At 40.3% G+C, this 13,731-nt stretch carries 9 protein-coding genes; 2 read left to right on the top strand and 7 right to left on the bottom strand.

The window, feature by feature from the left end; all coding sequences use genetic code 11:
• The first annotated feature begins 233 nt into the window (after window positions 1-233).
• The gene (locus PLE34_RS10715; RefSeq protein ID WP_324556697.1) at window positions 234-521 is read left to right on the top strand and encodes a helix-turn-helix domain-containing protein; all 288 of its coding nucleotides are present in this window, start codon (window positions 234-236) and stop codon (window positions 519-521) included.
• Window positions 522-555: 34 nt separating this feature from the next.
• On the opposite strand, the gene PLE34_RS10720 is transcribed toward PLE34_RS10715, so the two are convergent.
• Together PLE34_RS10720 and PLE34_RS10725 are read right to left on the bottom strand one after the other, a co-directional pair.
• Window positions 556-915 carry a hypothetical protein gene (locus PLE34_RS10720; RefSeq protein ID WP_324556701.1) on the bottom strand — a complete coding sequence of 120 codons (360 nt, stop codon included), beginning with the start codon at window positions 913-915 and terminating at the stop codon, window positions 556-558.
• 19 nt (window positions 916-934) lie between these two features.
• Window positions 935-1,639 (bottom strand): hypothetical protein, encoded by a 705-nt coding sequence (locus tag PLE34_RS10725; protein ID WP_324556704.1) that lies wholly within the window; start codon window positions 1,637-1,639, stop codon window positions 935-937.
• 157 nt (window positions 1,640-1,796) lie between these two features.
• Here PLE34_RS10725 and PLE34_RS10730 point away from each other — a divergent pair, with 157 nt between their 5' ends.
• A complete protein-coding gene (locus PLE34_RS10730) occupies window positions 1,797-2,309 on the top strand; it encodes an REP-associated tyrosine transposase (RefSeq protein WP_324556706.1) in 513 nt (170 codons plus the stop codon).
• Between the two features lie 160 nt (window positions 2,310-2,469).
• Here PLE34_RS10730 and PLE34_RS10735 read toward each other — a convergent pair whose 3' ends face one another.
• The 5 genes from PLE34_RS10735 to PLE34_RS10755 all read right to left on the bottom strand — a co-directional run bounded on the left by PLE34_RS10735 (window position 2,470) and on the right by PLE34_RS10755 (window position 13,667).
• A complete protein-coding gene (locus PLE34_RS10735) occupies window positions 2,470-2,847 on the bottom strand; it encodes a hypothetical protein (RefSeq protein ID WP_324556708.1) in 378 nt (125 codons plus the stop codon).
• Between the two features lie 11 nt (window positions 2,848-2,858).
• The gene (locus PLE34_RS10740; protein ID WP_324556711.1) at window positions 2,859-7,709 is read right to left on the bottom strand and encodes a DUF6443 domain-containing protein; all 4,851 of its coding nucleotides are present in this window, start codon (window positions 7,707-7,709) and stop codon (window positions 2,859-2,861) included.
• Between the two features lie 38 nt (window positions 7,710-7,747).
• Window positions 7,748-8,302 (bottom strand): hypothetical protein, encoded by a 555-nt coding sequence (locus tag PLE34_RS10745; RefSeq protein WP_324556713.1) that lies wholly within the window; start codon window positions 8,300-8,302, stop codon window positions 7,748-7,750.
• Window positions 8,303-8,332: 30 nt separating this feature from the next.
• A complete protein-coding gene (locus PLE34_RS10750) occupies window positions 8,333-12,694 on the bottom strand; it encodes a DUF5977 domain-containing protein (RefSeq protein WP_324556716.1) in 4,362 nt (1,453 codons plus the stop codon).
• Between the two features lie 109 nt (window positions 12,695-12,803).
• A complete protein-coding gene (locus tag PLE34_RS10755) occupies window positions 12,804-13,667 on the bottom strand; it encodes a hypothetical protein (protein ID WP_324556719.1) in 864 nt (287 codons plus the stop codon).
• Between the last annotated feature and the right edge of the window lie 64 nt (window positions 13,668-13,731).

Raw genomic sequence — 13,731 nt, forward strand, 5'->3', positions numbered from 1 at the left:
GGCGCAAACACAGAAAAATCTAAATACCAACGAAAAAGTATTTAAGATTTTCTGACCATTAAGTTACACCAATTCTATTTTCGGTTTATACTAAATTGTTTTGCGAAACATTTGCAAAGTATTGCAATCGGGATTATTTGGTAAAAAGAAGATTATAGTCAAACACCTCCAAAATTAATAATAACTATTAGCTGCTTTTTGAACGACCATCGAGACGTTATAATATAAAACAGTTGAGTCAGGCGCAGATGGCAGACAACAGTATCGTTTCCGGTGTGATGATCGGTAAGTATGAACGCGGCGAAGCCGTGCCTTCTATTGATGCCGCTAAAAAAATTGCGGATGCCCTGGAAGTGTCTTTAGATAATTTAGTAGGCGAAGGTTTACTGAACGGCTTTGATAAAAAAACACTCAAGCGATTCCAGGAGTTTGAACACCTCGAAGATGATAAAAAGAAAACACTCTTTGATTTAATTGATACTTACATACGTGATGCTAAAGCAAGAAAATCTTATGCGTAAATACAAAAGCCCGCCCGGGCTTTTGTATTTTACTTTATTTCTTTAGATAAAATATCGTTTGATTTATTTTAACTTCCTTTTTGCTTCTCAACTTTACTACCGTACCATCCAAATTTAAAAAAACTGTATCAACCAATTGTTTATCTATCTTGGGCGTTATCCCCTTTATACTCTCCAATTTAATACTTTTTTTATCAGCATTCAAAACCCACACCCCCTTTGAGTATTTTAAAGCAGGCCCCCCTTCACTATATTCAAATGTGGAGTCTTTATAAATTATCAATTTGCTTGGAGAAAAAAGATGATCTTGTGGTGCCTCCAATTCTTTCCCATATAAACTTGTGAGTATCTTTAATTTATTACTACAAGAATACGACAGTAAAACCACTGCCAAGAAAAGCACCTTTCTTTTTCTAATGTGATACATAATTACTAAAGGTTGTTGATTTCACATCTATATATCGTTTAATACCATCATTACCCAAGTTAGGAATATAAGTTATACCAGATGTCAACTGATGAGCAATATTTATTGTATGTAATGTGGAGTTTTGATTCAATGACATTGAAGGCAATGTCTTATATGCCGAATTCAATCCTCGGATATAACTGTCTGTTATATTAGAAAGCGAACTTACTCCAGTGGATTTCGAATTAATGACAAACTGCCTTCTATACGCATTGATCTCATCAGTCATATCATGTAGAAAACCTCTATCAATTCCTGTAGTTCTATTGAAATCTGTTTCGCCTTTTTCAAATTGGTACGCATGTGTAGCTTCATGTGCGAACCCTGCAATCCCGTAAGATTGCGAAATATTTATATCAATTGCTTTAGTTTGAGTATTATAACTCGTAAAACCGTCTGTGCCCCCAGGAGATGGAGTATATTGACTGTTAATATGATATTCCTGTGTAGAAGCACCTAATCCATGTATATCCGAAACTAATCCTGCCACTTCATTCTGTTGCTCATTAATAGCAGCTACCTTCCCTTCTAATTTTTCTGTACTTTTTCCTTTTGCTTGTCTTTTTTCAATTTTCCTTTCTAAGCGCTCTCTTCTATTAGCCAAGCTTTGATATATATATCCTGCTCTGTCTAATAAGTCATCCTTCATTTTCGTATCACCAGTAAAAAACCTTCCATCAGGATCTATTAATACAATTTTTTCCTTTGTTGGTATTCCCGCTCCCCATCCTTTACACCGCCCCTGCCTGGTGTTGTCACCAGCAGGATAATCAGCATTAGCTACTAAATTTTCCTATATTAGTCGTATGAACCTTCACTGTGCAACTGAATATCCACAGTTCTTTACGGCTTCTATACACAATTGGCTGCCACTACTACTTGAAGATAAATATAAAAATATCATTACAGGAAGCCTTCACTTTCTTGTTCAGCATAAAAGAATTGAGCTGAATACTTTTGTCATTATGAATAACCATGTTCACCTCATTTGGCAACCCCTTCCCGGTCATACCCTCAAATCCATTCAACTGAGCTTTATGAAATTTACTGCACAACAACTAAAGTTTGCCTATAGCAATGATAAGAATTCTTTAATTGAACAGTGCAAGGTAAATAAAGCCGACCGTGAATACCAGGTATGGAAACGAAAACCGCTGAGTATCGAATTGCGTTCTGAATCGGTTTTTGTTCAAAAATTAGAATACATACATTATAATCCTGTTAAGGCCGGGCTTTGCAATTTTCCTGAAGAATATCATTACTCTTCTGCTTTATTTTATGAAAAAGGTATTGACCATTTCAATATGCTTTCTTATTAGTTGACATAAAAGCTCATTCAGCAAGGCGGGATTACACAGGCGGTCTTTGATAAAAGTAAATGCTCGTCTTCTGTTGTTGGTACGCCTCCCGCATCACCTGCCCTGCATACACAACAACGGCGCAGCAGTGGAACACCAACGCGGGCAAAAAAGGAGGCACTCATTTTTTTATGCCTTTGGGTATAAAATTTAAATCGGTAGGGATTCCAGTTGAGTCTAAAATGATCTTATACCCAAAGACCTCATTGGCCACCCTTTTTGTAGAGGGGTACCCTTTTGAAGGAGCTACTAGTTTGAGGAGAATATTATGATCTTTAATGGACACATCTAAAATTACCCTTTTCCCCTTATATATTTCTTTTATTTCCCCATCTTTTTCCACTTCTACAATATCTGGACTTCCACTGGTTATATAGCTGTAGTAATACCACTTAAGGGTAATGTCATTAGTTTGTATTTCTTTTCTTACAAGTTTCGTATTCTTAAAACCACATCCTAAAAAGATACTGATAACAGGAATAATGAGTAATACTTTCATGTAAATATATATTAGGGGTTTTTTCCAAAATAGCCGTAATAAATGCTTGTTCCAGAATAAGTATGCTCTCCATAAAAGGGCCACCCATTATTGTAGCCATTACCGTTATTTTGATGTTGATTGTAAGCGCCAACTGCCGGCATAACTGACATGTAAAAAACGGCAGGTGGTACTATAGCTTGTGTTGCTGTAACTCTGTTTATTGATCGCATATTTTTGCCAAACAAAATATTTCCTAAAGTCCTAGCTGTAGTTATCTTGCCGCCAAATGACACAGCCGTATAATAATCAGGATATTTAGTTTTGATATCAAGAACACCACCATTTTTTGATAGAATGGCCAATAATGCTAAAGATTTTTCGGTAGATTGCAATGAAGCTGCAGTTAGTGCCCACCAAGTAGATAGCATTGATACTTGTCTGCTTCCATTAGGTAAGTTTTTCAAATTGAATGTTAGACCTGTTGCAGGTCCTGAAAAAGTACCATCCTCATCATTAGTTACCATAAAGTCCCATGGATTTTGAGTCTGGCCAATTATTTCTCCTGTTCTATTACCATCTGCCCCTCTTACATAAATATTATTATCATTATCAGCTTTTGCATCTTCCACAGTATAGGAGCCGTCTTTGTTCCTTCTGACGTCAGTACTTGCTATGTCATGAGGCTCAAAATTATCATTTGGTCTGAATTTAGGTTGATCTTTGTCTTTCTCTAAGCCAAATCTCCAAGGATTATGATCGTCATTGTATTCAACTTTATTCTTATCCAAAGGATCTCTGCCTATTGCATTAGCGTTCAACATTCCATTTGGGTCAACGAACTTAATGGGGTTGTTAAACCCATAGTTGTAGGGTGACCACCGTCCCGATAGCTGAGCTAACGGATCCACTACATGCCATCTTCCAATCTGTGGATCATACATCCTCGCCCCATAATCCAACCACTCCAATCCACTACCATCGCTAAACTCCTTCCTTTGCTCTTCCTTGCCGTTGTACTTGTATTTATTCTCAGGACTTCCGAACGCTAATGCCTTGGAGCTTATCCCCGCCATAGTAAGCCCGAATGGATAATAATGCGTTTCCTCCAGTATGGCTCCCCTGGTATGTATCACCTGTAAATTATCAAAGAACACTTCAACCTGGCTTTGGTTGCTGACATAAATATACACATATCCATTTTTAGGTGCAACCTTTTGTTGCAGATGGTGCGATTTAACCTCACCGTTGTTCTCTACAGGATCGAACCCACTGGCTTCACTTTTAAACTGCTCATCAAAAAAGATATAGTTGATAAATGCTCTTGGCTTAGATGAACTCTTGGGTATATTAGCAAGTTGACCGTTAAACAGCGCCGCAATACCATCGGTGGTATTTGTGATTGCATCGAGTTGTATATCAGTAACACCACCATGCGACACAGCAGCAGTACCGCCTGTTGGCCCCCCGAGCAAACCTGCAAGAATGCTGAGTGTTGTAATGTCTTTGTTATTGGTAGTACCATCGTCTACATTAGTGAAATAATAGCTCTTTCCAAAAATATCTATCTTATCGCCTGCCATTACCTTTAAGGTTATGCCCAAACCAGTTACACCCTCAGAGGTAGTGGCTTTGAGCTTATAGAGCTTAGCACTGGTAGCAGTACTAACGCTATAGGGGTTCGGGTTCACCTGTGGATCGGTTTCAAAATCACCTCCATTCTTATTTTTATAGGATTGGGTATTTATTCCGGTTGCTTCTGCATTATCAACCACATTGGTACTGTTGATGGTGTAAAAATCTTTCTCTTTAAATATCGCATTAGGGCTGCTATCTGTATTGATATCTCCTTCCAGTGTGGCTGCAGGGTAAATATCCTGCTTGATTTCCTCGGTAAGCACCATCCGTACATTGCCTAAATGATCTTTGATGAAATAATCATATTCAAAGCCAGATGGGGTTGGGGTAGCGGAAACGCTACTGAATAAGGGTCTTATCCGGCCTTCTTCATGGGCTGCGAGCTGCAGCTTGTCGCTATAACCCTGGGCTGTATTCAAAGTGCCATTGCTGTATACTTTACTTTCGTACACAAAGCCGCCTGTATAATACACAGTGGTGGTGGTAATGTCTGTAGGGTAAGGTGTGCCGTTATAGGTAACCGTGGCGCCGGTTTCTATTGTTTGCTTTTTGATCTTGTTGCCTGTAGCATCATAGGTATAGGTGATGGTACCCTTACCTGTTATAGCAATGGTTTGTGGCAGATTCAGGTAATTGTACGTGATGCTGCTGATATCTTTGTTCAGATCGGCGGTCAGGTTGCCATTTACATCGTAGCTGTAATCATTCGCAGAGCCACTGCTGCCGTCTTTAAAATCCCCCAGCTTATGGTCAGGGGTTATTGCATCCACCACTTTCAGCAGCTTATTGCTGTTACTGTTATAGGTATAAGTCAACTGGTCTATAGGAATGGATGTATTGAGCTTAAGCCCATTCTGCGCCATGGCTTTGATGTTCCCATTAGCATCATAGGTTAAACCGCTTACTGAGAAATCTACATTGGCACTGTTGTCGAATGTAGCGCTCTCTCCCGAGCCTGATGCGTATTGGGTGAACGCTGCTGCCGTAAGGCGGTTGACCGCATCGTAATTGAAATCGTATTTTCTCTTTTCCTGGTCGCCCTCGCTCTTCCAGAGCATACCGGCTATGTTACCGTTGTATACAGGGGCAAACGTACCATAGCTGGCATTTTTGTCATAGCCCAGTTCCATGGCAAAATACTGGTTGGCATTGGCATTACTCATATACGCCTTGTTCACATTCAGCAACCAGCCCCGGATATTGTATTCATACGCCTGTTCCTGCAAGGGTTGACGAGGACTATAATAAGTGTTGGTAGAAGGGTTCTTTTTGCTGCCAACTGTTTTTTTCTTTAGCTGCCCGAGGGCATCGTAGCTGTTGCTTGCAATGGTATTTTCACCTGTGCTGTTTATATTCTTTTTTATATTCAATAACCGGCCCAGGTCATCGTATTCCATTTTGGTGATCACCAGGTAGTTTTGAGGATTGGTACTTTTTTTCTCATGCCGCAGCACGGTTTGCAGCAACTGCCCAGAAAAACTATACTGATTGGTGGTGATGTCTATACCTCCCGTTTGATTATAGTTTTTTGTTTGAATGACCCTGCCCTTATCATCATAGAAGTTTACCGTAAGCAGGCCTGGACCTGTTTTATCCCACATGCCAGTGGGCAGTCCACGGGTTTGGGTAGACTGGGTAAGAGACTGGGGGTAGGGAAAGCTGGAGGAGGCAGGGGGAAAATAGCTATCGTAGCTGTTGTCCTTGCTGCCAAACAATGTGGCTTCGTATAATCCCGTCCAGCTATAGTCATCATAATAGGTTACTGTTAAAATGTCTAACTGGGTCAGATCAATAAATGTGGGAACATGGCTTACATCTTTGCTCTTCACCGTACCCCCTGAATTGATCGCCGGTTCTAATGTAGTTTCAAAATTATCGGCAGTTACACTTTCAAATCCGGGGTTGAATGTTATGCTGGTCACGGCCTTGTATTCCGATATGGAAGTTACACGGCTATTTACCGCAATATCTATTGGTAATCCTGAAGACTCGGCTGAACCATTTTCAGCCGCCTGGTTTACCGCGGTTTGCAGATCGTAGAAAGAGTTGTTGCTGCTATAGAAAGCCGTAACTGCAGGCCTGTTCAATGCATCATAAAGATGCATGAGCCATTTGCCCTGAATCGCCAGGTTAAGGTCTTGTGTAAACACCAGCCTGTCACGGCCGTCATAGATCATGTATGTCTCCCCTGCACCGGGTATTTTTTTGATGATCATGCGGTTGCGTTGATCATATTCATAACGGAAGCACTGCTCCTTTAAGATGTCTCCGTTTAATGCATTGATGTTCCAGCTATTTTCTATTAACAGTTCCACACCCCGGGGCTGTACCACGCAGCGCAGGTTGTTCAGGTCATCATAAATGTAATAAGTGCACAGCCACCCGTCGTGGTTCTTACCCGCGCCATCATCGGCTGCTGCCGTAAGCTGTACTTTCTTTAAGACTACTTTGCCTTCCTTGTCTTTAAACTCAACAACCTGATTGTTCTGCTCGTCAACACTAATGGTTTTATACAGCTCCCCTGCCGGGTAAGCGCCCGGGCTGGTATAAGAACTCAAGCTGCCAAAGGATCCGATGGCAACATTCCATATCCGCACCGCATCAATTGCCGTATTGGCATAGTATTTTGTTTTGATAGATTTACGGTCTGCCTCCTGCATTTGGCCGGTGGTACCCGCCCAACTGTTGCCCGGTGCAAAAACCTCGGTTACGCGGTTCAGTGGTGAAGCCTCAAAGCGGGTCTCTCCATAATAAAAGGTTTCTCCCTGCCCGGCTATGGGTGAGCCGGAACCTCCATAAAATGTAGCCTGCTGGGCAAAGGGATCCAGCTTGAAGCTGCCGTCATTCTTTGTAACACCGGTAGCAGTGGAGGGAGTGGGCAGGTATTTGAAAGGCTCTCTTCCAAAGCCATCGTATTCTGTCATGCTCACCAGGTCAACAGCGTTGGCACCAGATGGTGGGTTGGATGGATCAGTGGCAAAGGAACCCTGCTTTACCACCGTCTGCAGCGGACGACCCAAACCGTCAAAATATTGGGTGGTCTGCTGCACATCCCGCAAAGAACGGTTTATTAAGGTATTGGGGTTTTGTTCAGGCGCCTTTGCATCCCATATACGAATGAAGCTTTTTTGGGTGTTATTATAATTGTCAGGAATGGTACGCGGAAGTTGGGCTATAACCGTATCTATGCAAAATATTACAAGGCATAAGATCAGGGGTAGTATTATTTTTCTGGATGTATGCATATATAAAGTAGTTAGAATAAAGATTAATGAGTGCGGTTTTAATGATCCGGTACCTGCATCGCCAGTATATTGCCCATTACCGATCCGTTTACTGCCATTGAAGGTTTTAGTACGGCGAATAATCTCCCGGTTTCACTAATCACAAATAAGTATCCGCCTCCCTTTATATCGTGGTCAAAATGCCGGTTTTCGTTTTTGTTCGTCACCCACCGGAGCAAAGGATGTTGTGCACTTCCGCTGGATTTTTTGCCAGCGGAAAACCGGGAAACCTGGTAGTTTCCGGATAAGCCCTGCCACCGCATTGTATCAACAGCTTTGGAAGAAGGGGCTAAATCATTTATGGGAATAACAATAACCGCAAGCCTTTCCTGATATTTTCGCTGCAGGTCCTCAAGCTGCACGAGCAGTTGTGAATCGGGGTTGTATGCATCGCACACCGCCACCAAAACCTTTTTGCCCTGAAAGACAACCATGTTAATAGAGCGGCTTGAATCTCTTACCGGAACAGACAACTGGTATAAAGAGCTGGCCTCCTGCCCTAAAAGAAGCGAAGCAGGATACAAGTATAGGAAAACATAAAAAAGGAGTTTCATTGTTTATATCTGTTTTAAGTTTTAATGTATTTAATATGCAGTAACAGTAGTAATGGCAGTATTTAACAGCACATTGGTAGCGCTGAAATCCGTGTCGGGTATTGCCTGCACATAACTGTTGATACTATAGTACTCTGATTCTCCGTTAACTTTCATTGTTACATTGTAGACACCTGTGGGTATTGTGCCCGCCGTAGTGGGTGTGGTTTTTTTCGGAAGCGAAAAAGTGTACAGGATGCCCGTCAGGGTATTGGTCAACTTGAGGGTTATCGTTTTGGGCATCTGGTTGGTGTAAACAATATCCGTCGTCGGAGGTATTGGAGGCAGGCAGGTGCCGTTGGCATTGGCATACAACTGTCCGGCAGACGCTGTTTGTGAGATTGCCTGGGTATTGGCATCCGCCTGTGAAATAAAGGAAGTGTAAATGTTAGGGGCAACCACATAAACCACCGTGGACGGTGTGTTATTTGGAGGACAGTCATTACGGGTATAATTTACATTTTGCGTGGTATTTTGATATACCCCCGCATAGATTGTCATCGCATCAGTAATACTTACATTGATGTAAGTTACAATGCTCCCTGTCTTTACCTGACCGTTCAAACTAAACTTAAGATTATCACCGGACTTGACCTCTATTTCAATATCGTAGGTTCCCCAATATACGTTATTAGTGTAACTGGCACCAGAAGCTATTGTTTTATTAATGAAACCGAAATGAGAACTTACCTCGTTAGCTGTAAAGTTTACATAAAAGGTCTGCTGTCCCTGCTCACCTGAGTTTTTGAGCGTTACAGCTATAGGAATACGCTGGCAGGTTCCATTGGTATTAGCATATGCCTGCCCGTTTGCATCCACATCGTTCTGAGCCAACAGATCAGCAGCTTCCTGGCTTATTGTTGAGTTGTAGCTATTGGCCGCAACAGTATATATTACCGAAGAGCCATTATAACCTGCTCCACAATCACGAGCGAAGCTGCCGCTCTTCTCTTCATTATAGTAATAAGTCAGACAGTCCTCGGGCTGACCTGCATAATTGTAACATAACTTTTTGAGAACATTTTTACTCTGGTCTTTTACAAGTGCAAGCCTGCCAAAACCGTCATATTCATAATAAGTAATACGGTTGCTGGCGTCACACTGGCTGGTCATGCCAATCAAAGGTTCATAGGTGTAGGTGGTCATCTGGGCAGTGACAGGATAAAGGCGGAGCTCATCAATGCTTCCGCTTCCGCTGATAGTGGCGACATTTTGACCGCTGACCTTATGCTCATAATACTTCCAGCCATTTACCGTTCTGCCGCTGATGGGATAACCACTTATAGTTCCTGCAATGCTGAGTGCAGATAAACTTGTTGGTCTCCAGTAAGAAATAATATAAGTTGTTGCACTGTTGACTGATCTGGTAATGTAGCCTGAAGAAATATCATACGCTTTTTTTCCGGTAGGTGCTAATAGCTCCCTAAATGGAGTGCCACTAAAAGTCCAGTTACCTTTGCCATCCGACTCGAACGAGGTATAGGCAATGTCTGATTGGGAGGCGTTGGTTGCTTCAGCAACTAAATATCTTGAGTGATAGTCCCAAATAAATGAATGTGATATGTCATTGACTTTATGTTGTTCGTTGGGATTGCCCGCGTCATCATACGAGTCTATAATCAAATTCGCGTGATACTTACTATCTGGTGAAAAACCTGTAGAACTTCCGGCCGGAGGTAAAATGCCAGTGGATCTGTTGCTAAATTTAAAATTGGTCATTGGAATTTTCCCTGGATTTTCCATATCCATTACTTCATCAATTTGCCCTTTACCTGATTCCTTGTATTTCACAATCTGACCAGATAATATGTACTTTGTTCCATTAGTTTCATTATACTTCACCCTTTCGATAGGAAACTTTAGTAAGTTATTGTTTTTCATATCATCAAGAAAAATAGTCCCCGCAGGAAAGTCTTCCGGATACAATGCCATACTACTCACAGGAACACCATTACTGCCCGTAGTCGTATGCCTTACAAGATATCCACTACCATTATAGTGATAATCGTGTACTACCGTATTTGAAACTCCTCCTGAAAGACTATACGTCGTCTCCTCAACTTGCTTTGGAAGAAACGGATAATAATATTTTTTGAATGATTGTACTATTCCTCCGGTCATGTGCGCTCCTGCAATATGAAAATCGGGGAAATCTGACGAACTGGTAAATAAGTTTGTTTTAGTTTCTTTAATAAGTACCGGGTCGTCATTTTCGTCATATTTAAAATATCTTACGCTTTTCTGAATACCACGCTCAAAGGATTTATCGTTAAAATAAATGCCTACATAACTATTATGTAGATGCTTATTTGTAATGCCATCAAATAATGTTGGATCGAGTTTAATCGTGTTGTAGCTATTTTCATCTGGATTTGAAATATAGTCTGTAAACAGGTAGTTAGTATAACCATTTTCCACCATTTTTTCGGTAACTTCCGAGTACTGTATATAATGTTCATTACCTGAATATGTATTGTTGAAACTAGTACTTCTTATTCTTAAGTGCTTGGTTGTAGCTGTGCCAGGGACAACATTCTCCCAATAAAATAAATATCGAGGCCACTGCAACAAAACACCACTTGAAATATTACCAGCAGGATAATCTTTTTTGTATATAAATTCCCTCACATTACTGACCTTAATTCCATCATATTCTTCTATTCTTGCAATTCTCGCTCCTCCAGTATTGCCTGATACCTCATAAAGATTGGGCAAAAAATTAAAGTCGTTCTTTCGTTCTAATCGCCAATGATATTCATGCGCTTGGTAATCAAACTTTGAATATCCCGAAGTAGGATATGTGATCTGCTCAAGCATTGCTGTCTTGCACTTTGTAGTATCTGGATCGCGCTTATTATCTGTTATGGTCTCGTCACCATTAACACTATAATCGATTTGTGGAATAACCGCCTGATAAGTATTATTACTACCATTCCAAAATCCCCAATGATCGATGGAGCCGGTTAATGGAGAGGGTAGATTAGAAGTATTGTAATAATTAAAAGTAAAAGGTGCTTTTCCAGATTCAGTAAGAGAAGTTAAAAATAGTCTACTCTCAGTTCCGCCTAAATACGCATAATCAAATTGAAATTCTTTTCGCGTATTCAATTTATAGTCCCTAATTGCTATCTTCTTAATACGTAAATTATATTGATTGAAATCATTATTAACATTATCGGGGTCCTGATAAAATTTGTTCTCATTTTGTACATAATCAAATTTTATAGAAGCCCTGTTGTTCACGAGAATTTCTTCAAGATAAATCGTTTTGGTAACTGATTTCGAGGTTGTAACTGAAGCACTACTGCCCGCCACGTACGCGCCACCAGCATAAGCGTACTCATCCGCTCGGGAATTCCTTATGTGGTTAACGTTAAATAAATAGTGAAAACCATCATTGGGCCCATTTTCCTGATGTAAATCTGAATTAAATGGCTTGTATTTATACTCAACAATTTGCCCATTGGGAGCAGTAATTTTCTTTAAATGCCAAGAGTTAATAACGGGATTAAATACTTCATTTGAGGGATATAGATTAAAAGCTACTTCCAAAAAAGAAGTATTACCACCGAAATCGTATTTATATCCGTCATCGGTAATAATAGAAATAGAAGAGTTCTCAACTTCGCTTGTAGCGATGTCCCGCATCAATTGAATTCCGACTCCGGAAAGGTCAATCTTGAAGGGTTTATTGCCAATTGTTCGAACTTCTCCATTGTTTTCTATATAAAATTTGCCACTTAAACCGGGAACATTAAAACTAAAAAGATCTGGTTCAGCTTCACATGTGCCAATATTCCAATATAAATTTTGGGAAACACTTCCTGCAGACAAATTAAATATGTTTGACTTACTAGTTGTTTTTATTGCTAAATTGTTCTTAATTCCATACAACAATCCATTAAGCTGATAATACCCACCGATATCTTGAAAATTATATGAATCATCAGGAACACCATTAACAACTCTCGTAATAGCTCCTCCTGCGTTTAATGACCACCCAAGCCCCACAATACCTTCTCTTTGATTTGGCATAAAACCAGGTGAATTGTATGCAATGTAGACGGGGATATTAAAATTATTATCATTATATGAATATATGGGAATATCAACCCAAATCTGTCCGGTAGATAAGCTTACCTTGTGCCCTCCGTATTTTGTAAAACTAAATGCCTGAGGAGACATAAGATTTCCACCAAAATTGAAATCTTGCTTCTGCAAGACTTCGTGTCCTGTCTGGTTATATCCTTTGGTTAGACTGAAGAACATACAGATCCACAGCAACCTTTTTCCACTGTGAAAAAATGTATTCATGAAGATTTTTGATTGTTTTTTTTTGATAAAAAATATCATCTCTTTTTAATTTATTTCTTTTTACATTGCATTCAATGCACCGCAATACCTTATTGAATTTAATTTTTTTAAAATCCGGCTAATGCTCTCTGATATAACACTGCTTTTGCTATTTTCTCAGCTGCCTGATCTCCATTTCCAGTTTGGCCTGCCTTTCAATCATTGATTCATTCTCCTTTTTCAGATCAATAACATATAAAGTCAGCTCTTCAATTTTCTTAAGTAATAAAGCCTGGTTTTCACCCAGGTCCAGACCATTCTGTTCTACTTCGGTGGCAGAGGGGATATCCGGCAGATGCTGGTGCTCCTTTATAAATTGTTCAACTTCGGCTAATGAGGGCAGCCTGTATTTCTGATCAAACACGTAGTCCGGCCAAGCCGACTGATCCACTTTGATTTTTCTTGTGCGTATACCCGTTTCTACGAATAACCGGTAGCCGGGATCTGAGGTGTTAAGTGTTCCTATCCCTACTTTCCCCTCTCCACGAAAAATAGCCACATCTATGGCATCCACCCCTCCGTTATAGCTTTGGATCCTGACATCACCTCTCACATCGCGGTTCAAATAAATTACTCCTCCTTCCTTTGCATTGATTACTATATGCCCTGCATTGTTTCGTATTCCAGCCTGTGTAGGATCAAACGTGGCGGCTTCATTAAGATAAAAGCGATGAATGCCTGTAAGCATCACAACATTTCCCAGTATATCTAATTTTTTGGATGGGGCATTGGTACCTATCCCAATGTTACCGTTATTGAGGATGCTGAGATAATTAGCAGCGGATTTTTTTATGTTAAGATAGAAGCTGGTGCCAACATCCAGATCTGTATTTTCTGTGAGCGTCCCCCCAAATTTTGCCTGGTTACCGGATTGCGTTAACCCGTTTGCAACCGTAGTTATTTGAGCAACTGAAAATTTAACTGCACCTGTTAACAACAGGCATATCATGACTTGTTTTATAAAAGGTTTCATAAGAAGCAAAAATTGGTTTAATAAATCCATTGTTTTTGTATGATTGAAAAAAGAGCTATTATAA

The sequence above is a fragment of the Agriterribacter sp. genome (genome assembly GCF_035445465.1).
In the GTDB taxonomy this organism is placed as follows: Bacteria; Bacteroidota; Bacteroidia; order Chitinophagales; family Chitinophagaceae; genus Agriterribacter.